This window comes from Sorangium sp. So ce726 (assembly GCF_051521405.1).
Taxonomy (GTDB): domain Bacteria; phylum Myxococcota_A; class Polyangia; order Polyangiales; family Polyangiaceae; genus Sorangium.
On record NZ_CP150349.1, the window covers coordinates 9,184,229 to 9,205,705 of the forward strand.

The window sequence follows — 21,477 nt, forward strand, 5'->3', positions numbered from 1 at the left end:
GCACTCTTGGGCGCGGCTTTCGGGCGGCCGCGCGTGCCGCCGTTTCCCTCGCCGGCGAGTTCGCCGCCGTCGTCGATGTCCAACTGTCCGGGGGTGCGAAGCGGGTCGCGGAGGTCGAGGGGACACGTCGGGTTCTGGTGACTGGCCGTTCGCCGACCGTTTTGGTTGGCGAACAGCTAGGGGGAAAAGTGTTCCAGCAGCAACGGACGCACTGGCGAAGGACTTCGCGTCGTCACAGGCGCTATCCGATACGCCCTATTCCAGCCTGTCGCCCGATGATGCGGTGCCAAATCGGCTTAGGTAAGGTGTGCCTTGTGCATCAAATTGGCATACCCATACGTGGTCGGGATCATACGCGATAGCACCTCCAATAGATACAGGTGGGGCCGCTTGCACACCCGGCAGCGCGTCGAGGATCTCCTCGCTCCCCGCACGCCATCGAAAGGACCATCTCGTCATCTCGGAAGGTCTCGGGTGATGCGCGCTCCGACGTTCGATGATGCGGCCTCGCGTATGGTGATACCAATCATTGAGCCGTTTGGCTACGTACAGATCCCCCATGTGTGAAAACCATGCATCGAGCTCAGATTCAGCGTTGATCGCGTTGACAAAAACTTTAACCGGCGAGAGCCACTCTTGCGATAGCTGTCGCAGGAGGAGCTCGTCAAAGCGCGATAGTAAGAGCCCATGGCCTGCCCGTCGGGGGAAGAGTCCGGCATGATAACGCCCAAGGTTGGCCAACTGCGGGTGGAACATGCTCCCAGATGCACAGAACCTAGAAAAGGCGACGGGCGAGCGGCGGCACCACAATTTCCAGAGCGTAGCCGCGAGAGTTGTCTCGAGCTTCGACCATTGGACCACGGGAGGCTTGCGTAGCAGAGCATCCGCGATATTGAGGGATATGGCCCTGCCTGGGCCGGGCCCTTGCGGGAATGCTCCGGCGGCGTCTGGGCTGAGATCAACGACGAACAGCGCACGCCCTCGCTCGACTACGGAAGCGCAGATCCGACAGAGGCTCATCAGGCCGCCTGGTGTCGGCGGAAGCGCCACACAGACCGGCGGCCCATCAGAACGCGCAAGCTCTTCATTGAGATCGGCAGACGGCTCTCCACCCAAGTATCTAACGCGCGCAGCACGATGACGTTTCGGATCGATTCTTGATGGCCCCAGCAGGAGCTCGTCATCGTCGACCACGACGGGGGATGCCACCTTGGCTAGAGCCGCTCCGGCAACCCTGCCCATGGCAACGTAGACTGCGCCCTGTATCGGATCATTCATCATCTGAATCCGCATGATCTGCATTTGCACGCTGGCGGGTATGGCGTGTCCGATTGGCAGGCCTCAAAGCAACTCCTACACGACGTGTGGCGCCATTTGTCGCATCCTGGATATCCCGTAATGCACTTGCCGCCGATGTCTTGGCAATCTACGAACATGTCTGTGCATGTCTTGTCGGGCGTGCACCCTGCCATCTCTTCAGTGGCGCCGCTCCCCACGTCGTCACCGTTCCCGAACCAGTCCCCCGTAGCTGCTGACCCCGGCGGGTATGGTTCTCCGGCCCCTGTGCCCTCCGTCCCCCTAAGATAGCACTCGCCCACGTCGTAGTTGCACGCCCACACCGTGAGACCGAGAGGAATAAGAACAGGGATCGCCTTCAGTTTCTGCCTGTGGCGCATGCTCATCCTCCAAGTTTTCCAGATGCGTGTGCGGAGGGGCGGCGTCAACTGTGATTCGGGGCATGGATTGCGTCCCTGCGGCTACGGCCTGACAATCTCGCCCCGGTCCGAAACCGAGCTCGAGCAGAGCGCAGCGGGTTGCACATCGTCGCGGACGAGCTCGGCGCGGACCATCGGAGGTCGAGGCGCACGTCGGCACGGCCTTGAGCCCTTAGCCTGCTCGGTGCGTTGTGACGCCCGGGACGGGAGTTCTCGAGCTCGAGCGCGGCGCAGCCCCCACGGCGGGGCGCGGAGGTCGAATCGGACGCCAGCGACGGCTTGGCGACGAGGAGCGCGGGCGCAAGCGCTATATGGCCCTTCGCCGCAGCGGCGCGGCCGTGGAGGTCGAGGCGCACGTCGGCCAGCTCGGCGCACGTCGTCTGCGCGGTGTACATGCCGCCGGAGCAGACAGCGCGGCTGCAGCGTCGAGGAGAACGCGGGTGAGCTCGGGGCCGTCGACGCCTGGCTGGGCATGGAGCGGCCATGGAGGTGGGGGGCGCGTCGGGAGCGGGGCTGGTGACTGGCCGTTCGTCGACCGGGACGAACATCCGCACCGCGTAACCGCATGCGCACCTGCGCCGCCCGGGACGCGTCGACCCCAGAGCATGGGGATCTGCTCGCCGAATTTCCCTTTGACGCCCACGTCATGCCCAGAAAGATCGTGCGCGCTCTCATAACGCCTGTCGCGGCTCGGCCAGGGCTCTACCATGTCCATGCGCTTACTCGGCAAGATCGGCTTGCTCTACGTCGGTGCGCTCGTCGTGGTTCCGGCGCCGGCCCAGGCACTCGAGTTCCACGGCGGCGTGAGCGTGGGCGGGATCCAGATCGGGACCGAACCCAGGCTTGCCGTGAGCCCATTCGCCGGATGGCTCTGGCGCAGCGAGGGGGACTTCCGGCTCGAAGTCCACAACATGTTCAGCATCGTTCCAGGGGCAGGTATCGGGGTTTACGATCGAACGGCAGTCACTCTTGGGTATGCCACGAAGACAACCACCGTCAGTCTCGGTCCGTCCCTGGCGATCTACTCGATGTCGGTGTGTGGTGCCGTGATCTGTGATCGCGTGGTGGGGGTTGCTCCAGGCGGCCGCGCCCAGTCCGACTGGTACTTCGCCGGGCCCTTGGGCATGTCCCCAGCGTCCATGTGGACTGGGCTAGCGGCAGTAGTCGCGTTCTTCCTGGAAGCCTGGTCGTGATGTTGACCACTGGACCAATTTGGAGATTTGAGGTAAAGTCGAAGTGAACAGGCTGGCTGTTTGCTAATTGTACATCACTCCGCTCCTCCTTCCGCCTTGACGTCTGAGCTCACGGACGCAGCGGCTTCGCCGGTGTCTACCTGGAGCCGCCGCGAAGGGCGAGGGACACGGCGCTCCCTCCATGGCGGCGCCGCCGTGGCGGTACGAGCGGGGGTAGCTCGGGCGGCTCACGCCTCGGCAGTGGATCATCTCCAGGTAGAAGCGCCGCGCGAGCTTGGGGGCGTCGCCGTCCACTGTCGACCTGGTCGAGCTTGAGGCCATCGCCGGCGAGCTCCTCGAGCGCGGGGCCTGCCGCCACGGCCTGCAGAACGGCCGCGGGTGCCGAGCGACGCTCGCGACCGCGCGATCACGCTGGCGTCGTACATGACGCCGGAGCAGATAGCGGGGCCGCGGCGTCAACGAACACCGCGGCGGGATCCGCACCTTCCGGCGGACCGGAGGCGGCGGTTGATGAGAGGATGGGTGCCTGATGAAAAGAGCGTGTTCTCCCGGGTGTGGCGCGGTGGCCGTCTCCTTCAGCTCGGATCCCCGGGATTGGGTGTGGGTCGCCGTGGCCTTGCTCGTGCTCGTCGGCATGGGCGCCGCGCTCGTCCTCGGCCTCCGGCGCCGTCGCTGACGCGGTAGGCCGCCTGCACCCGTAGGGGGGCGTTGCTCGCTTGGGGCGGCGCCAGGCGGGGGAGCAGCCGCGGGGTCGAGCTGGACGCCGGCGAGTCGGGGCCCTCGTGATCAACTTGGTCGAGCTCCGGGCCCTCGCCGGCGAGCTCCGCGAGCGAGATCTCGGCGCCGCAGCCTGGAGTGGTGCTCGTGGAGCCTCGAGCGGCTTTCCACCTTGCCACCATCAGGCCCTCGAGCGCCGTCGTGGAGCTCCAGGCGCGCCACCGTCGACGCCTCTCGCCTCTGCCTGTTCACGTCGCCGGGCTACGGGCTGCGCTCGCGGACGACGTCGTGCATCCCAAGCCGCGCGGCAGCCAGCGCGCTCGCACGGCGCCCTGCACCGGCAGCCGGTGCCAGCAGGTCGACGAGCACTCGAGCCGCACAGGCAGCTACGAGTACTGCACGCTCCGGACGGAACGATCCGCGTCCATTGTGGTCCTCTCGTCTGGATTCCGTTTGACGCCGGATCCCTGTTATCAGAATAACCGCCCGCGTCGCCACGTTGCTCGTCCGTTGCGGAGAGGGGAGAAGGGGACGATGGGCACAGGAAGCCGGCGGATCCCATCGATGGTCGCTTGGGCTTCCAGGTTCCTGGAGAGTTGGCCGCTCGACCCGAGCCCCGGAGCTTCGTCGTAGCCACCGTGGAGATCCGCGCCGCCGTCCGCCTGTTGCCGAGCCCGCTGCTGGATGGATAGTAGAGACACATCGGCCCAAGGATTGTGAGCCCATGGAACACAGCATCAATGAGCTTCTCGATATCGCCTATCGATACTACCCCCGTGGGGTCGGGATTATGGATGACGGCGATATCGACGTCCAGCGATGCATGGAGACCGAAGAGCACGACCGGCTCGTGCGAGCGCGGATCCAGGCATCGAAGGTCGACCGATGGCACGACCTGCGGCGTCGCATCGAAGACGGATTCCCTGGTAGGTTCATGAACCATTCGCTGCACCTCCCCACCGGAGGCTGCGACGCCTGTTACTCTTTTTCGATCGACATGCCGGAGTCCACGGGTCGAACGCTGTGGTTTCATGTGAGCTTTCTGGTTCCTTACTACATCGTCCATAGCGAGCGCACGGTCGACATCGTGAAGCGAACGAGGAACTCGTTCTCGGTCAAGTTTCTAGGACTACATTTCATCGTTCCGCGCAGCCCGTTCGATCCGAGGTTCGTCGCTCGTCCGGACGATGGACAAAAGTTCGCCATCGTCGGGAGGGAATATGCCACCTTCGATCTGCTGCCCGATGAGCAGCCATGCGCGGAGTGGATTTCCGGCGACATCGAAGCGACCTTCGGTTGCGAACGCATGCCGCCGGAGATCGGGACCGTGCTCGTGCCGGAGGTGATGACGAGCGTGCGTCTCCCCGGGGAGGTTAGACTCTACGACTGCCTGTTCACGGACTATCACAGGTGGGTGGAGCCATCGCCGTCTGACGAGCCGGCACCGGGCGTCCAGGTCGAAGCGAGCAACCTGACACAGCCGCTCATCGCGGTGCTCACGGTGCTCACGGCGCTCTACTGCATCTTGTGGCCCCTGACGCCAGAGTTGCAGAGCGGTTCTTGCTATTGCGTGGTGGAGACGGATGGCGTCCTTCGCAAGGGCGAGTTGATAGATACGCTCGCTAAGATTCGCGTGCTCCTCGAGCCGCCGATGACTCGATGGGGCATCGCTGCCAGGCGCGAGTTCGAAGCTGCCGCGCGCGAGCTCGAAGCGCTGGTCGCCTCGTGGGACGGTGAAGGCGAGCCACCGGCCGCCATGGTCGCCTGGGCGTGGAGCTTCCTGGCGAGTTGGCCCGTGAACTCGGAACCCGTAGCTTCGTCGTAGCACGACTGCTGGAAGGTGCCCCGATCAGCAGAAAGGCCGCTCGGGTAGCCCTGGGGGATTGCTCCCCCAGGGCCCCCACAGATCCGGACGTGCGGGGCTACCGCATCCGGCTCTTCGCAACATGGATTCGCTACGCGGGTGAGTACGGCCTCGCGACCCGGGCAGGTGGGAGGGGGTAGCGTTCCAGCAGCATGTGCCTGCGGTCCCAGTTGATCCGCGCTCTCTGGGAGCGACGACCGAGCCACTTGCACCAGATGCCGATGACCAGCTCGCGGAAGCGGCTGATCGCCTCGGAGTTCCCCGTGATGCCGAAGTACCCGAAGTGACCTCGCAGCTTCTGCGCGAGCGATCGCTGCTGCTCCCCGAGCGCCTGGTGCCGATGCTGCCGACACCACGCCGCGACCCGCTTCAGCGCGCGGCGGAAGCGACCGGAGGCGGTCTTCTGCTTGACCACCCACCTGCCTCGACGAGACAAGCCCCAGTAGTGGGTGAAGCCCAGCAGGTCGAACGTGTCGGGTCCATGATCCGATCGATCCTCCGAGGGAGGCTGACGGTCAGGCCGACGAAATTCGATCAGCCGGGTCTTGTCCGGGTGGAGCGCAAGGCCGTACTTGCCGAACCTCTTCGGGAGCACGGCCAGAACGCGACGAGCGTCTTCCTCGTGCGAGAACACCAGGACGAAATCGTCCGCGTACCGGATGAGAAACGCGCGGCCTTGCAGCCGCGGCTTCACCTCCTGCTCGAACCACACGTCCAGTACCTCGTGCAGGTAGACGTTCGACAGCAGTGGCGAGACCACGCCGCCTTGAGGCGAGCCAGACTCCGGGAAGGACACGGCCCCGGATTCCACCACGCCCGCATGCAACCACTTGCCGATGAGCCGCAGCAGCACCCCATCGCGCACCCTTCGGCGAAGGAGCTCCTGGAGGTGGCCATGGTCGAGGGTGTGGTGGGTAGGGACGGGCCTCGAAGCGGTAGCCTTGGCGGAGCCTCGCTGTTGATCTGCGACTTTCATCGCAGTGCCCTCACCGATCTGGCGTGGCTTCTTGGGCCCGTCCCCCCTCGCAGAACCCGCCGTGCGGTTTTCCCGCAACGGGCTCCCCAGAGCACGATCGCGGCGATGCGCCATCAGACCGTGGGGTGGAGCAGCTCGGGACGCGGGAGCGCGAACCACGGCTGCGCTTCGAGGTATGACCAATGCGACCGACTGCGCTGTCCGCACCGTCGGATCGCTCGACGCCATTGCCGCTGCACCTCGCCGAGAACCCAGTAGAGCTTCGGCATCGTGTGCGACAGGGCGAAGTACTGGTAGAAGCCGCGCAGCCGTGACGCGAGCTCGCGTTGTTGGTCGCGCCGCCGCCAGTGGAGGTGCCCCCGCAGCCAGTCCCGTGTGCGATCCAGGAACTTGCGACAGCTCTTCGCGCTCGGGATGCGCACGACGGCGGCCTTGCCCTTGCGGTCCACGCCGCATACGTGCTTGAAGCCGAGGAACTCGAATGTCTCCGGCTGCTTGCCGAACTCGGCCATCCGTTCGCGTGCAAACCGTCCGAAGAGCAGCATCCGGGTTTTCTCTCGGGCTAGCTCCAGCCCGAACTTCCTCATCCTCCGCGTCAGGATCCGGTCGAGGCGCTCGGCGTCGCGCTTGTACTGGAAGCACGCGACGTAATCGTCGGCGAACCGAGTCAGGTACGCCTCCCCCTGACACCACGTTTTGAACTTCTTCTCGAACCAGAGGTCGAGCACGTAGTGCAGGTAGACGTTCGCGAGTACGGGGCTGATCGGCCCCCCTTGCGGGGAGCCTTCGTGCACGCGAACAACGATGCCCTCCTGCATGACGCCGGCCCGGAGCCACCACCCGAGGAGGCGGAGGATCACGGGATCGGCGATGCGGTGGGCCACCATCTTCCGCAACCAGTCGTGGTTGATGTGGTTGAAATACCCGCGGATATCAGCCTCGTACACGTGCCGCACCTTCCCCGCCACGAGATGGCTTCGAAGCGCACGCAGCGCTTGGTGCGGGTTGCGTCCGAGCCGAAACCCGTACGAGCAGTCCAGAAAGTCCTGCTCATAGATCGCGCTGAGGATCCGCGCTACGGCGCGCTGGACGAGGCGATCCTCGACCGTCGGGATTCCGAGCGGCCGCGTCTTGCCGTCACCCTTGGGGATCTCTACGCGCCGCACGGGGGGAGGTCGGTACCGCCCTGCCCGCAGCCGCGCATGAAGCTCCTTGATCCTCGTTTCCCGATCGCGCTCAAACTCCTGCATCGTCTCGCCGTCCACCCCGCCCGCGGCACGTCGATTCATCTGCTTCCACGTCTCGAGCAGGAACTCGGGCGTGAGCAGATGCGCCAACGACGTGAAGCGGACCTTCCGGTCGGTCTTTGCCTTCTCCGTGATGCGCGACAGTCCTGTGGTCATTCGTTCCCTGCCTCTGCGTGCAGCGAATGTCTCCCCGCCGCGCGTGTTGCTCTGCGGCGCGCCTTCCCCTTGTACGCGGCTCTCCCGCGCTCCGAGTACTACGCACGCCTCCGACTCCTGCACGAGCGTCCGTCTCCGTCAGGTGGACGCCATTCCTTCAACGTACTCCGTGGGCTGGCGAGCCCACGAAGACCCGCGCAGGTCTCCCAGGTTCCTCGACGCTTCCTTTTCCGCGCGTGCCGTGCTCTCAGACCCCGCCGGGGTCTCCGATCGACCTCGCCTTGATGGTCGACCTACCGTGGCCTTCCAGGTTTTCGACCCTGTCGGCCCCCGGATCATTGTCACGGGGCTCAATCGCTTCACTTGCGTTACGGCCCGCGCCTCGCTCTGCCTACGCTTCGCCCATGTCGTCGCCTCCATGAGCGCAAGGCTCGATTCCCGGTGGGGCGGCTCGTTCCCCCTGCCGAGGCGGGAATTGCACCCGCTGGAAGCGCCAGGCTTGCCCTGGCGCACCGAAGAACTTCCGGATGTCGACCTCCAGGACCCAGCCGCCGCCCATGTGCATCACCTGGTCACGGAGCGCGTGCAGCGCTTGATGCGCAGAGCGCCCCCTCCGGAAGCCATACGAGCCGTGTAGAAAGTCCTGCTCGTAGATCGCTTCCAGCACCATGACGACCGCCCGTTGCAAGACCTTATCCTCGAAGGTCGGGATGCCGATGGGCCGCGTTTGCGACCCGTCACCCTTCGGAATGAGGACCCGCCTCACGGGCGGCGCGCGGTACGTGCCGGACTTCGCGCGTTCGAGCAGCGACCGGAGGTTGTCCTCCAGGTGCGCCGCGTACTCGTCCGCGGTCCGCCCATCCACGCCCACGGCGCCGTCCTTGCGCGTGCAACGGTACGCCTCGCGCAGCCACTCGACGTCGATGTGGTGCGCGAGCGTCGTGAACGCCATGCCAGGCGCTTCCCTCGCTAGCTTCGCTATCTGCTCGAGTTTCGTGGAGATGTTCTGGGAGCCCGGTGTCTCCTTCATCTTTCCCTCCAGCAGCTCCATGTCCCGGCACCCCCTTCCCTCCACGGGGTCCCTTGGGACGGTTCCCCCGCTTCACCGGCTACTACGAGGTGCTCGGACGCCTCGTCACCCTTCCCGCCTCGCTTCGTTCCCTTCGCTCGGCGGTACCGCGCCCGCAGTTGCGGCGGGCTTTCTTGGCGGAGGCGACGGGGCCTCCCAGGTTCCTGGGGAACCCTTGCGTGCACGCCCTGGTCTCCGACCCCGGGGGGTCCAGCGCGCCGAGCCCTTCGCCGCACGCGGCGCTCCAGCGCGCCGGTGTTGCCTTCCGCTTCTTGGACAGCTTGGGCACCCACCAAACATGGCATTTCGAGGCTCAATACAAGGCTTTCACGCTCGCTGTCTACGCTTCGCAGCCCGGGGTCTACCCTCCGAGCCACGCAAGACTCGCTTCCGGCTGGGGGCTAGCCTTGGCCGGAGAGGTCCGCAGGACCTCCATGGGTTCCATCGCAAGGTTTCAGCTTTCTACATGAGCATCCTCCTCGCCCAGGCTTTGCCTGGCGCACCCGAGATCGCCAAGAGGAGAGCGGGAGGGCCGTCCCGGCATGTCCCCTCCTACTCCCATGGTTTCTTGGCGTCACGGCGGTTCGCTTCGCTGCCTGCCTTCCTGCAATCGTGGCAGCCGTCGTGGAGGTCCGTGCCGTTCTCCCATGACGTGACTTCGGCTATTCAGGAAACCGAAACGTCTCGACGGCGATACCGTCCTCCCCCGTGATCACATCGCCGGTCCATTCCCAGCTCGTGCCACCCGGGCCCGGCAGCCCGATCTCGAAGGTGACCCCCTCCAGCGTGAGCTGGTCCTCGTCGAGGTAGGCGATGCCGATCGAGTCGCCGCCGCGCCCGGGGCCGCCGTAGCCGCCGTCGCCTCCGGGGCCGCCGCTGCCACCGTCGCAGGACCACATGCCGTCCCCCAAGGCGCCTCCTGGAGCGCCTCGGCCGGCTTTGCCGCCTTCCTCCGGCTCCCCGCCGTCGCCGCCTGGGCCCCCATCGTCGCTGACGATAATGCTGTCGCGCACCGTCACCTTCGCGTGGAGCGCCAGGATCGCGATGCTCGGCTGGGCGTTCCCGCCCCCTCGGCCGCCCCGCCCCCCGCAACCGCCCGCGCCTCCGGAGCCGCCGCCGGCGCCGCCCTTGGTGGCCACGCCGCACACCGCGAGCCCGCCACGACGCCCGCCGCCCCCGCCACCGCCTTGGCCCGGCATCCCCCGGGCGCCGTCGCCGGCCCCGTCGCCGTGCCATCCGGTCTCATCGATCCGCCCGCGGCCCTTGCCCGCAGCGCCCGCGGCGCCCCACATGCCGCTTTTCCCGGTGGTGCCGCGGTTACAACCCCCGTCTGCCCGGTCGCCAGATCCTCCATTCCCCTCGTGCTGTGGGTTCGGTTCAGGTACGGGCTCGCCGTCCTCCCCATCTCCGGCGCCGTCGGCGAGCCCGTCGCCCCCCTTGCCACCGGCGCTCGGGATCCCTCCCTCGCAGGAGTTCACCGCCCGAGCCCCACCCGGGACCGTCGCTGCGGAGCACGCGTCTCCCCCATACTGCCCGTCCGGCCCCGACGCTGCCCGGCCCGGCCATTTGTCCCCATCGTGGCCCCCCAATCCGTTGTCGGCTTCGATCCAGCTTCCGATGAATTCCACCGCGGTGCCCGACCGAACGATGATCCCGACATGCATTTGGCTGCCGAAGAACATGTGATCGATGATCGAGACCCCGTCCGCTGCCCCCGTGTCGCCGGCGCGGGCCGGCTCGACGATCAGCGCGATCTGCCCGACCGAGGGAAGGACTGTGCTCATGCCCTGCTCCGGGAGTGGAGTCTCCTTCAGGGGTTCCCAATCGACGACATTGAAGCCTCCGTAGAGATCCACCCCGGAGGGGAGCGTTATGGACTCCTCGAAGCCATCGTTCGCGGCGAACACGCGACCGCGCCCGCTGCGCGCAAGCTCGATGCCGCGCTGGAGGGAACGAACCGGCCTGTCCTTCGTGCCGGGGTTCGCGTCGTCACCGCCGAAAAACGGATGGTTGACGAACACGCCGCAGCCGTCGACCAGCTGACCCTTCGCAAACTGCTCCAGGCAGACGGACTCGGGGACTGGATCGCCTCCACACGTCGAGGGTCCGTCGCACGGCGGCGCACCGTTCGGGTCGTCCACCCCCCCCGGTGCGGTCCCGCAGCCGGCCGAGGCGAGCGGCAGAGCAACGACGAGGAGGATCGCGGAATTCAGGTTCATGGGCATCCCTCGATGGCCGCGTATCGCGCGGCACGATTCAATGGATCGGCTCGCTTGCCGCGGGGAAGGCAACCAGAGGACCTCGTGGGCCGCGTTCCCCTTTACCCACCGCGTCCTCCGGGACGGAGTTGCCCGCGAGGCCACCGTTACCGGGGGTTCCGGGAACAATGGAGGTCCCGGGTCGAATGGCGAAGTTGGGCACCACGTAGGCGATGCCGACCGACGCGCCCCCGAGCCCGCCGCCGGCATCACCTCCGCGACCGCCGTTACCTCCCCAGCCGCCATTGCATGCACGCCACATACCATTAGGACCATAACCCAAGCCCCCGTGGGCGCCGGACTGCCCAGCACCGCCTAGTTGGCCCGTTCCGCCGACGCCGCCGTGGCCGCCTTTGCCAGCGAACACGTCGGTGTTGGCGACGGTCAGGTCCGTGCCCTCCAGCGCAACGATGCCGATGCTCGCGCCGCCATAGCCGCCGCCATAGCCTCCCCGACCGCCACAGCCGCCGCTTCCTCCCGAGCCGCCGGCTGCGCCACTTTGGGGGCGGCTTGTCGGACACGCAAACATGTCCCCGCGCGACTTGCTGCCGCCACCGCCGCCGCCGCCATAGCCGACGCCGCCCTTCGTCCCGTCCTTACCACGGACACCGATCCATCCATCGTCGCTGAGGAACCCTGTACCAAAGGCGCCATCAGCACGACCACCGTCAGCGCCGTGTGCGCCGTCGCCCCCGTCGCTGCATCGCGCGAGATCCGCGCCGAGCCCCGCGTGGCCGTCGCGCACGGGATCCTCCGCGAGCGCCGGCTGCCCCGGTGCGCCATCGCCGCCGACGTCGAGTCCGCCGTCACCGCCGTAGCCGCCCGTCGACTCGATGCCGTCGTCGCACGCGGTGACCACCGGAAGGGCGCCCACGGCGGCGTCCACGGTACATGCGTTCGCGCCGTTGTTACCTACGACGCCGTCCGTTGCCCGCTCGGTGTCCGCGTCCTCTCCCGGTTCCCCGTCCGTACCGTCGCCCGCGACGATCACGCTGTCTTGCACGATCGCCGTGGCCCCCGTGCTCAAAATCACCGCGATCGACGACTTGCCATCGGGCGCCGAGGCGTCCGCCGCCACGACGCGCACGCCGGCGATCACCGACGTCACGCTGTCCCCCGCGAGCGCTGTACCCTCCGCCCCGAGGATCCGCAGCGGGATCCCCCCCGGCGGAGCAATGATCGTCGGATGATCCGGCCCGTCGAATGAGCCGTCATACGACCAATCCCCGCCGTCACACAGGCGCCCGCCCCAGAGGTCGACCCCCGAGGGCAGCGTGATCTCCTCCTCGAACTCCCCGCCGCACGCGTACACGCGCCGGGTCGCTTCCTCGCCGTGGCCTCGCCCGTGCGCGGCGAGCCCGATCGCGTGTTGCAGGGTCTTCACCGGCGCGTCCTTCGTGCCAGGGCTCCTGTCGTCACCCGACGACGGGCTGACGAACACCCCGCATTCATCCAACGCCGGCGCCGTGCCGGGCGCTCCCTCGCAGGGACCGGGCGGAGGCACCGGATCGGGCTCGCACGCCTCAACCTCCCAGCAAGGGTCGGAGTACGGGCACCCGGTCAGCATGCTCGCGCCGCACATGAAGATCGCGACGGCGACGACATACCTCGCCACGCGCCGGCCTTCCTTCGAACGCATCTGCTCGGCCCCCGATGTCCTCACCACAGCCCCTCGATCATCACGCCGATCTCTCGCCCGGTCGCCACGGGCGAGGCGTGGATCCGATCCTGAGCCGGCGTGAGCCCCAGGAAGGAGAAGTCCGTGAAGAAGGACGCGGCGGTCGCTGCCCCGATCACACCGCCGGCGATGAGCATGGCCGTGCCCACGCCCGCGGACAGGTTGCGCTCGTCTCGGAGGCGGAGCAGGTCAGCGCACGCCGGGCGGTCCGCCGCTTGCCAGCACCTGGACCCGCTCGCCGTCGCACCGCCGTTGAGCCCGTCGCGCCGTTCGCTCAGATCGCCGTCAAGATTCGTGGCCCGGATCATGAGCAGGCTGCCCGCGGACAGGGTGGCCGTCGTGACGGCGATCCCCGCGATACGCAGCGTCGTCGGCCACGACGCTGGCTGCCCGGGAGCCTGCGGGCGCGCAGGGGGCGATGCGCTCAGGGGCTTGGGCACCGCGGGCGCGTTGTCCTTGGCGCTGCTCTCGGACGCGCGTGGCAACTGGATCGTCATGATCGGCTCGGTCGCTGGCTGCGCGTCCAGCGTCTGGGAGCCTTCCTCGCGGCCCGGTGCTCGGGCCCGCACCATGTGTTTGCCAGGCTCGAAGAACAGTCTGTAGGTCCGCCTGGGTAAGCCGATGGGCTTGCCGTCGATGAGCACCTCGGCATCCGGCGGGTCCACCGACAGATAGAGCGTCGCGACGAACGGAACGGCCTTGGCCAGTCCGTCCGCGAATCCTTTTTGCTGCTCAGGAGAAAGCGCCTTGCGCCGCTCAAGGCTCCAAGCCAGGTGCTCCGCTGCGTCACGAAACTTGCGCAACTTGAGCTCGCAAAGGCCCAGCTCTCCAGCGACCTCAGCGGATTCTCGCGCTGTCACAGATGTCGAGTCGATCGCCTCGAAGGCCGCCTTGTACGCGGCGTGTGCCTCGGTCCACTTTCCCGATGCCCGAGCTCGTCGGGCGCGGCGAAGATGGTCCTTTGCGATCGAATCGTCGCCTCGTGCGGGGGCCGAATTCCGGTCCTCCGCACGGACCGGATGCGTAGTGCCGATCGCGACGCCGAGCATCAAGGATATCCAGAGCGATTGCGCGACAAAACGCATGCACGGACGGTACTTACGCCAGCCGTGGCGCGTCAACGGCGCTGAAAGTGGCATGACCTGAACGTTCCGATGAGAAAATCCCGCCCGTTCGGGGAATGCGGCCATCCCTGCTCATGCAGTCGCAGGCCCTCAGACCTACATGTCGCATTCTGTCCGACCGATACTGGAGCCGCCCTGCATTTTCTTGAAGCCCTCCAGACGGCTCAGGTGTTTTACCGGTTATGGGCGAGCCAGGCAGCACCCCTCCCGGCTTCGAGTTCTTCCGGCGCCTCGCGCGGCGTCTCGGTGTCCCTGCGCGACACGCGGAGGACCTCGCGCAGGACGCCTTGCTGCGGGAGCTGGAAGCGAATCAGCGGATCGAGCTCGGGGAGGCTCGGGCGGCCTACGGCACCACCATCGTCCGGAACCAGGCGCGGAACCACGTCCGGAACGCACGCCGTCGGGGAGAGGTCCTGACCTCGTTCGACGATCACGAGCCTCAGACTGAGTGCCCGACCCCGGAAGAGATGCTCCGCAGGCAGCAGCGGGAGGCGCTCCTCCGCGACCTGATCAACCAGGTCGACCCCAACTACCGCGACGTCTTGATCAAGCACGCGCTCGAGGAGGTGCCGCTCATCGAGATCGCCTCCGAGCTGGGGCTCAACCCGAAGACGGTGAGTACACACTACCTCCGAGCGCTCGAGGACCTCGACGCGGCGGTGAAACGCCGGAAGGCGCGGCAACGCTCGCGCGGATGGGACGACGCTGCATGCGTCCCGTTCGCCGTCGATCTGCGGGGCCGCGAGGGGTGGCTGAGCAAGCTAGGCCGCCTGAGCATCAAGATCCTGGTGCAGGGAACGGTCGTCGTGCTGACCGGCGCCGTCATCGCGACGTTGCCGGACTCGTTCAGCCCGGAGTCGTGGTTGCGGGCGGCGGTGGTGCGCGCTCCTGCGCCCGCACCTGCGGTGGAGGAGAGCGCGCAGCCGCCGGTCCAACTTCCCATGTGCGCAGACGCCGCGCCGACCGCGCCGACCGCCCAGGAGCTCGGGCAGCCGGCGCAGGACCGAGACACACGGGGGCCAGCTCCGTCGGGCGCGCCGGTTCGTCGTACCTCGCTCTCCGTCCGCGCCGTGGTCCCAGCCGTCAGCGAGCGCGAGCAGAGCCTCATTGACGAGGCCCGAAGGGCCATCGAGGAGCATAACGCGATCGCAGAGGCAGAGGCGCGCCGCTTGCTTGAGACTCATGCACGGGAGTTCCCGCAAGGGCAGCTCGCCGCGGAGCGTGAAGCGCTCCTAACGCAAGTTCGCTGAGTTTTCGGCGTCCCTCCGACAGCCAGCGGGCAGTGATGCAGGTGATGTCTTCGGACAGCACAAGGCCGAGATCTGCCTTGCGTCCAGACAAGTACGTTCGTGTCGAGGAGACGAAAGGCGATGAATACCATGGAGGATCTACTTGGTGCGATGTGGCTCATTTCGCCGCTCGGGCTCGCGATGATAGCCTGCATCGCGATCGGCTTCGCGGTCACCGCGCGCGAAGCGCTTGGACGCGAGCGCGGGCTTCGCGAGGCGCGCGAGCACGCGCACGATGACGAGGAGGCAGCCCTCACCGATGCGACGGAACAGGCAGCGGGCGAACGGGACCGATACCGGCGCCTACTGGACTGCCACGTCGATGCGGCGCTCGCAGAGCTGACGGACGCCCGCGCGCGCCCCGTCCCCTGGCCAGGAAGGGTCCTCGAGTCGTTCTGCGCGACGAAGCCTTCGTGGAGGAGAAAACTGGCCGAGAGCACGGGGTTGGAGCCGAGGGAGGTGGAGCGGCTGCTGAGGAGCGACCTCCCCATGACGCCCGGCCTTGCCCGGCAGCTGGAGGCCTTCACCGGCACGCCTGCTCGGTACTGGGAGCACCTGTGGCGGCTGCACGACAACCGCCGAACGAACGGAGAGGAGACCGTGGTGATCCAGGTGGGCGAGCCCGCCACCAAGCGCGAGACCTCGGCGCGTCCCGCGTCGTCACCGGCGCCGAGCTCGGTGCCGCCGCCTCCGCCCACGATGCCCCCTCGCGCGCTCGACGTTCCTCCGCCCGTGGTGCCGGCTCCCGAGCTCGCCGGCAGGAGCCCGCGGGCGAAGCTCCCGCCGCCGCCACTGCCGCGGCTTCGGTCGCCGCTCCCTGTTCGCGCCGCCACGGGGGCGGAGATCGCCCGCCGCGCTGGGACGCTGACGAGCTTCCCGCTGCAGCGCGACGGAGGAGGGGCGAGCTCCGCCAACGCGTCCGATTGGGAGGAGGCAGAGCGCTCTCCGCTAAACACGACACTTCCAGGAGTAGGGAGCCATGGGTGAGCCCAGCCGTGCCTCGCATTCGGAGGACGTGGGCATGCGACCCGAGGTGCGCGCTTTATTCGATGCCATCGTGCAACACAGTTACATGCTCAGGGACAGGAGGCGCCGGCTCAAGGTTCCAGAGTGCGACCGGATGGCGAGCCGGCGCCGCATGTGTGCGGAGACGCGGCATCATCGGATTACGGTCGATTGCCCGCGTGGAAGGGTGAAGCCATGGATCGCCTGTCGAATGAAGACGAGCGCGCCGCCGCGTACGCGCGCCTGTTTTGCCCGGCGGTGCTACGTGCCGTGCTGCGCTGGCTGCGGAGGCTGGGGGTCCCACTGTGCCACCGTACCGACGTCGCAGGCCAAGTCTGGCTCAACGCCTGGGAGAGCTGGCCCAGGTTCGATCCGAAGCGCGGCAGGCCTGAACGCTGGTTGAACGCGATCACCGTACACGTTGCCGCGCACTATCGCGAGCGGTTGCAGCACCGCAGGGAGGAGCTGGTCGATTTGATCGACGTGCCCGATCCAGCGCCGGACGCCTTTGCTGCGATGGAAGTGGACAGCATCAGAACGGCAGCCATCGACGCGGTGAACGAGCTTGACCCGCAGCTGCGCTTTGTTCTCATGGCACACGATCTGGATGGCATCCCGATGGCCCAGGTGGCAGAAGACGCCGGGCTACCTCTCTCTACACTCTACAAGCGACGCACAAAGGCCCTCGGTGCGCTGCTCGACTGCCGATCGCCTCGTGCACGACACGAACCGCAACGTGATCCCCGAGGACGACGGCGCGGCTGAGGGCGCTGGCGATCGTGATGCGCCAGCTCAGGGCGATTGCCCATCATCGCCCGCCTCGTCGTCTCCCGACTCGCCCTCCTCCGACTCGCCGTCTTCCGGCTCGGCCTCCTCCGACTCGCCGCCCTCCTCCCCCTCCTCTTCTCCTCCGCCGTAGGCGCCGCGGGAGACGGGGAACGGCGCATAGTCCTTCATCTTATCGGTGCCCGCATACCAGTACTCCGCGGCGGCGCGCAGCCTCCGCTCGGCGTTGACGACGAGGGTGTACGCGGCGTCGCGGAGCTTGCGCGAGCGCACCGCCTCGAGAGAGAGCGTCTTGTCGGCAAGCATGCGCGCGAGCACCGGCGAGAGCTCGCGGAGGCGGTCCGCCGCGGCGGCCTCGCCGCGAGGCGCCTTTTGAACGGCCTCCGCGTGCTCGGAGCAGAGCAAGAGGAGATCGGAGGCGTCCTGGACCAGATCCGCGTCGCCGCTGCCCGCCCGGATCGCCATGAGCCGCTTTTGACCTTCGGGGCTCTTCTTGAAGCGGAGATCGAAGAAGCGGAGGAGCGATTGCTTGATCTGGGCGGCCTCGGCGGCCGGCTTCTGAAAGGCCGCGACGGCCCGCTCCTGGCGCTGCTGCGCCGCTTGCCAGCGCGATTGCACGACGCGCAGGAGCTCGATCTTTTCACGAAGCCCGCGGATCTCCTCTCGCGTGAGTTGGGGCTCGTCCTCGGCGAACGGAGTGCGCACGAGATCCGCCGCGTCGCGCTCGGCGGCGAGCTGAATGCGGCTCGCCCAGATGACGCGTCGAGCGAGCTTTCCTGGAAAGAGTGAGGCGTTATCGCCGAGCGACTCGGCTTCTCGGAGCAGCTCGGCCTCTCGCTCGGCGCTCAGCGTGAACTCGGGCGCACCGCCCGACGAGCGGTGCGCGCCTCCGGCGTCGCTCGAAGCGCGCGTGTTCTGGGCGTTCTTGGTCCTGGATGAAGCTGCGGTGGTTGCCTTCGGTGCCATGGCGATGAGATGTCTCCTTGTCGAGGTCAGCGCCCCTCCGAGCAGAGGGGGCGGTCGCTCAATGAGGAAATCGGCGCCGGCGAGGCTTCGGGTCACCGGAGAGCACGATACCGACGCTTTCGTCGCAAGCTCGCAAGCGCAAGGTCGCAAGGAGACAGAGGCGCCGCGCAAACGGACGTCGAGGCTGCGCAGCAGCGGCGACAGCCACGCGCACGCGTTGAGCCATGGCAACGCAGGGCAACCAACTGGGCGCGCAGGAGGGCGCCGGGGCTGCGCAGGAGCCATGCGATCGTACGATAGGACACCAAAGTGGCCGCGCAGGAGGGTTGCCGGGGCCGCGCAGGAGGCACGCGATCGTACGATAGGACACTCGAATGGGTGCGCAGGAGGGTCGAGGGGGCTGCGCAGGAGGACGCCGAGTCCGCGCAGGAGGGCGGCCGGGACCGCGCAGCAGGAGCGCCGAGGCTGCGCAGGAGGGCGCCGAGGCCGCGCAGCATATACGAGCGGAGCGCTGGTAACACTTCTGACCGGGAGCTGCGGTGACGCTTCCCTTGAGCTACGGGCCCATGCTCCAGGAGGACTGGAAACAGGGACCGGATCCTCGTCGATGCGACACGCTCCGACACGCTCGCCGCGCTTTCGAGCGTCCAGGCGGTCGAACAGGGGGAAACAGCGCCGTCTCGTTCGCGGGGCGCTCCGTCGCTGCCCCCGGGCTGCTACTTTCCCCCCATGCCCTCCGTGCGCCGCTCTGCCGCCGAGATCCTCCGCATGGTGCCACCACGCGACCGAGCGGTGCTGCTCCGGCTCGGCCTCGACCTGAACCATCCAGCGGACGCGGCGCTCTTCGTCGACGGCGTCCGAGCCGCCGACGACGCCATCGCAGCGCAGGAGCGCTGGGAGCGCGCCGCGGTCCGCCGCTCTAGCCACACGCGATAGCGTCCCTGATCCAGGTGCGCGCGTTCAGTCGTCGCCTGGCGCCTGAACGCACGCCGCATGTCGCCGCGCGTCGCGCTGACATCAAGACCGAACCTCCGGAGTGCCGCGTTCCGCACTGCGTGCTGGTCGCGCTTGGCCCAGAGAACACGCCGCTCGCGATCGAACGGCCGTCGAACTCAGGAGGGCGGAGCGAGGAGATGCGGAAGCAGAGCGCCGGACATCATCGTGCCCCCCGATCACGTTCGCGGGCAAGGTCGACCAGATCGGCCGCAGCCTCGCCCTCGGGAGCCGACGCGCCGAACAGCCGCCCAATTGCCTCGTGGACCACGCGGGCCGATTCGACGTCGCCAGCAGCGATGGTCAGGCGGAACCAGAGCAGCTGACATCGATCAAGCGCGCACGGAAGATCCGTGCGGTTCGCCCGCCGGACGAACCTGCTGCCTCCCACAGCGGCATGTCCACCCACGCCGCCAGGTCCGAGCGGGGGTGCCGTTCGCGGATTCCATCTCGAAGCAGCGCGGAATCCTGTTGCAGCGGAGGATAGGGAGGACAGAGCATCACCGCCTGAGGCGAACGCGGCGGGGAGCCCATCGGGCATCTTGAGCATCGACGCCGGACGGCTTGCGCCTCTAATCTTCGCGAGGGGAAGAACCATGGACGACCAGCGGCACGACGACGGACGGAACGACACGAGCACCGAGAAGCTCCCGGGCGGCGGTGATGGGCCTCCCGCACGACCGCGGCCGCACGGCGTTTCCGTCTTGTTCTGCCATCGGGGCGGTGTCGAAGCGATGCGGCTCGATCCTGACCAACCGACGATGGTCGTCGGCCGACGCGCGCCCGCGGATCTCTGCATCCCCGACACCATCATTTCCCAGCCGCATGCGCGGTTCACGTTCGTCGACGGCTACGTCCTCGTAGAGGACCTCGGCTCCACCAACGGAACCTGGGTGAACCACAAGCGGATCGACGGGCCCGTCATGCTCACGCCGGGTGGAGAGGCCATGCTGGGAAACGTCAGCGCTCATGTGGTCGCCCTCGGTCCCGTCGCCACGTCGATTGTGCTGGGCGAGGCGGCCTTCTATCGGGAGCTCGACGCTGAGCTCGCGCGTGCGCAGTGCTTGAACCGAAGTTTTGCGATCATTGCAGTGCGCCCCGGTGAAGCGGAAATAGCGAGCGCAAAGTCCGGGTCGTGGGCCATGCAGCTTCCGGCGACTCTGCGGGCTGTTGATCGCGTGCATCTGTGTAGGCCGGATACGGCGCTGATCCTGCTACCCGAGGCGAGCGCGGAGAACGCCGCTCGGATGGCGAGAGCGGTCGCCTACGGCGCCGGTGAAGGCGGAGTTCGCCGCGTCGGCCTGGCCGTCTATAAGAAGGCCGGAAGCTCGGCGCCGAAGCTGGTCGACCGAGCACGCGAGGCGGCGGGCCGCGCGACCCTGGAATGTCCCGTCGTTGATGAGTCGACCAGCCGGCGGTCGAAAGGGGACGTAGACAGCTCAGACGCACCGATCATCGGCGCGTCTCAGCGAGAGCTGTTCAGCAAGGCCGAGCGCGTGGCCTCGGCGCGCGTTCCCGTACATATCAAGGGCGACACCGGTACGGGCAAAGAGGTGCTCGCACGCTTTCTCCATGAGCGTGGTCCTCGTTTGGGCAAGCCCTTCATCGCGGTAAACTGCGGCGCGATCCCTAGCAACATCGTCGAGAGGGAGCTCTTCGGCCATGAAAAGGGCTCTTTTACCGGTGCCGATCAGTCAAAGCCGGGCTATTTCGAGGCAGCTGACAAAGGGACACTGTTCCTCGACGAGGTCGGCGAGCTCGACCCTGAAGTGCAGAAGACGCTGCTCCGAACACTCGAGACGCACAGCATCCGCCGGGTCGGCGCGACCCAAGAGACGAAAATCGACGTGCGGGTCATCTCGGCCACGCACCGCGACCTCAAGGCGATGGTCGAGGATGGCCAGTTTCGCAGTGATCTAGTTTTTCGGCTGAACACGATTGAGCTGGAGGTGCGTCCCCTGCGCGAGCGGTCTGATGAGATTGAGGCGTTTGTGGAACGCTTCCTGAAACGCGCGAACAAGGACAACGGTCGCAGCGTGCGTGGCATCGCCCCGGAAGCGATGGCGCTGCTCCGCGCGTACAGCTGGCCGGGAAACGTACGCGATCTCCGCAACGCCATCGATCACGCTGTCGTGTTGGCCGAGGGCGATCAAATCCAGCTGGAGGATCTGCCGCCGCGTCTGCTCGCGAACGCCCTGCCGGTGGGAGCCGAAGGTGCCCCTGTGGCAGTTCCGGCGTCGGATCTTGTCGAGACCCAAGCGACCGGCGGCAAGCTCCGATCAGAGTGGGCTCGTACGGAAGCGCAGCTCATCAAGGATGCGCTCCGAAAGACGGGGGGGAATGTGACGAGAGCGGCCGAGCTACTCGGAATCCCGCGCGGGACGCTGAGGTACAAGATGGAGGTTTTCGGCATCAAACTCCCGAAGTGATAGCCATCGTTG

15 protein-coding genes are annotated in these 21,477 nt (G+C 67.2%); 8 read left to right on the top strand and 7 right to left on the bottom strand.

What is annotated here, in order from left to right:
* Positions 1–2,422: 2,422 nt before the first annotated feature.
* From WME79_RS34050 to WME79_RS34060, 3 genes are all read left to right on the top strand, one after another.
* Complete coding sequence (locus WME79_RS34050; protein WP_437523335.1) at positions 2,423–2,908, top strand: hypothetical protein; 486 nt, start codon at positions 2,423–2,425, stop codon at positions 2,906–2,908.
* A 529-nt stretch (positions 2,909–3,437) separates the two neighbouring features.
* Entirely contained in the window at positions 3,438–3,584 is a 147-nt protein-coding gene (locus tag WME79_RS34055; protein ID WP_437294005.1) for a hypothetical protein, read from the top strand.
* Between the two features lie 765 nt (positions 3,585–4,349).
* On the top strand, positions 4,350–5,450 hold the full coding sequence (locus tag WME79_RS34060; RefSeq protein ID WP_437523337.1) for a hypothetical protein: 1,101 nt from the start codon (positions 4,350–4,352) through the stop codon (positions 5,448–5,450).
* Positions 5,451–5,580: 130 nt separating this feature from the next.
* Here WME79_RS34060 and WME79_RS34065 read toward each other — a convergent pair whose 3' ends face one another.
* The 6 genes from WME79_RS34065 to WME79_RS34090 all read right to left on the bottom strand — a co-directional run bounded on the left by WME79_RS34065 (position 5,581) and on the right by WME79_RS34090 (position 14,063).
* Complete coding sequence (locus WME79_RS34065; RefSeq protein WP_437523340.1) at positions 5,581–6,342, bottom strand: reverse transcriptase domain-containing protein; 762 nt, start codon at positions 6,340–6,342, stop codon at positions 5,581–5,583.
* A gap of 236 nt (positions 6,343–6,578) precedes the next feature.
* Positions 6,579–7,868, bottom strand: coding sequence for a group II intron reverse transcriptase/maturase (ltrA, locus tag WME79_RS34070; protein WP_437523343.1), 1,290 nt, complete (start codon positions 7,866–7,868; stop codon positions 6,579–6,581).
* Between the two features lie 391 nt (positions 7,869–8,259).
* Entirely contained in the window at positions 8,260–8,898 is a 639-nt protein-coding gene (locus WME79_RS34075) for a reverse transcriptase domain-containing protein (protein WP_437523346.1), read from the bottom strand.
* Positions 8,899–9,599: 701 nt separating this feature from the next.
* Complete coding sequence (locus WME79_RS34080; RefSeq protein WP_437523348.1) at positions 9,600–11,156, bottom strand: hypothetical protein; 1,557 nt, start codon at positions 11,154–11,156, stop codon at positions 9,600–9,602.
* A gap of 37 nt (positions 11,157–11,193) precedes the next feature.
* Positions 11,194–12,834 carry a hypothetical protein gene (locus WME79_RS34085; protein ID WP_437523351.1) on the bottom strand — a complete coding sequence of 547 codons (1,641 nt, stop codon included), beginning with the start codon at positions 12,832–12,834 and terminating at the stop codon, positions 11,194–11,196.
* 20 nt (positions 12,835–12,854) lie between these two features.
* Positions 12,855–14,063, bottom strand: coding sequence for a hypothetical protein (locus WME79_RS34090; RefSeq protein ID WP_437523354.1), 1,209 nt, complete (start codon positions 14,061–14,063; stop codon positions 12,855–12,857).
* 116 nt (positions 14,064–14,179) lie between these two features.
* Here WME79_RS34090 and WME79_RS34095 point away from each other — a divergent pair, with 116 nt between their 5' ends.
* The 3 genes from WME79_RS34095 to WME79_RS34105 all read left to right on the top strand — a co-directional run bounded on the left by WME79_RS34095 (position 14,180) and on the right by WME79_RS34105 (position 17,056).
* Positions 14,180–15,247: an RNA polymerase sigma factor gene (locus tag WME79_RS34095; protein ID WP_437523357.1), complete on the top strand. Its 1,068-nt coding sequence runs from the start codon at positions 14,180–14,182 to the stop codon at positions 15,245–15,247.
* A gap of 120 nt (positions 15,248–15,367) precedes the next feature.
* Complete coding sequence (locus WME79_RS34100) at positions 15,368–16,273, top strand: helix-turn-helix transcriptional regulator (RefSeq protein ID WP_437523359.1); 906 nt, start codon at positions 15,368–15,370, stop codon at positions 16,271–16,273.
* A gap of 213 nt (positions 16,274–16,486) precedes the next feature.
* On the top strand, positions 16,487–17,056 hold the full coding sequence (locus WME79_RS34105) for a sigma-70 family RNA polymerase sigma factor (RefSeq protein ID WP_437523362.1): 570 nt from the start codon (positions 16,487–16,489) through the stop codon (positions 17,054–17,056).
* A 27-nt stretch (positions 17,057–17,083) separates the two neighbouring features.
* Here WME79_RS34105 and WME79_RS34110 read toward each other — a convergent pair whose 3' ends face one another.
* On the bottom strand, positions 17,084–18,043 hold the full coding sequence (locus WME79_RS34110; RefSeq protein WP_437523365.1) for an ATPase: 960 nt from the start codon (positions 18,041–18,043) through the stop codon (positions 17,084–17,086).
* Positions 18,044–18,772: 729 nt separating this feature from the next.
* Here WME79_RS34110 and WME79_RS34115 point away from each other — a divergent pair.
* Both WME79_RS34115 and WME79_RS34120 read left to right on the top strand, forming a co-directional pair.
* Complete coding sequence (locus WME79_RS34115) at positions 18,773–18,979, top strand: hypothetical protein (protein WP_437523368.1); 207 nt, start codon at positions 18,773–18,775, stop codon at positions 18,977–18,979.
* 653 nt (positions 18,980–19,632) lie between these two features.
* Positions 19,633–21,465 (top strand): sigma 54-interacting transcriptional regulator, encoded by a 1,833-nt coding sequence (locus tag WME79_RS34120; protein ID WP_437523371.1) that lies wholly within the window; start codon positions 19,633–19,635, stop codon positions 21,463–21,465.
* Positions 21,466–21,477: the final 12 nt, after the last annotated feature.

Bases quoted from the DNA above. Each gene is read 5' to 3' on its own strand.
- WME79_RS34050 (WP_437523335.1), top strand. From the start codon at position 2,423: ATGTCCATGCGCTTACTCGGCAAGATCGGCTTGCTCTACGTCGGTGCG.
- WME79_RS34055 (WP_437294005.1), top strand. From the start codon at position 3,438: ATGAAAAGAGCGTGTTCTCCCGGGTGTGGCGCGGTGGCCGTCTCCTTC.
- WME79_RS34060 (WP_437523337.1), top strand. From the start codon at position 4,350: ATGGAACACAGCATCAATGAGCTTCTCGATATCGCCTATCGATACTAC.
- ltrA (WP_437523343.1), bottom strand. From the start codon at position 7,868: ATGACCACAGGACTGTCGCGCATCACGGAGAAGGCAAAGACCGACCGG.
- WME79_RS34075 (WP_437523346.1), bottom strand. From the start codon at position 8,898: ATGAAGGAGACACCGGGCTCCCAGAACATCTCCACGAAACTCGAGCAG.
- WME79_RS34080 (WP_437523348.1), bottom strand. From the start codon at position 11,156: ATGAACCTGAATTCCGCGATCCTCCTCGTCGTTGCTCTGCCGCTCGCC.
- WME79_RS34085 (WP_437523351.1), bottom strand. From the start codon at position 12,834: ATGCGTTCGAAGGAAGGCCGGCGCGTGGCGAGGTATGTCGTCGCCGTC.
- WME79_RS34090 (WP_437523354.1), bottom strand. From the start codon at position 14,063: ATGGCCGCATTCCCCGAACGGGCGGGATTTTCTCATCGGAACGTTCAG.
- WME79_RS34095 (WP_437523357.1), top strand. From the start codon at position 14,180: ATGGGCGAGCCAGGCAGCACCCCTCCCGGCTTCGAGTTCTTCCGGCGC.
- WME79_RS34100 (WP_437523359.1), top strand. From the start codon at position 15,368: ATGAATACCATGGAGGATCTACTTGGTGCGATGTGGCTCATTTCGCCG.
- WME79_RS34105 (WP_437523362.1), top strand. From the start codon at position 16,487: ATGGATCGCCTGTCGAATGAAGACGAGCGCGCCGCCGCGTACGCGCGC.
- WME79_RS34110 (WP_437523365.1), bottom strand. From the start codon at position 18,043: ATGGCACCGAAGGCAACCACCGCAGCTTCATCCAGGACCAAGAACGCC.
- WME79_RS34115 (WP_437523368.1), top strand. From the start codon at position 18,773: ATGCCCTCCGTGCGCCGCTCTGCCGCCGAGATCCTCCGCATGGTGCCA.
- WME79_RS34120 (WP_437523371.1), top strand. From the start codon at position 19,633: ATGGACGACCAGCGGCACGACGACGGACGGAACGACACGAGCACCGAG.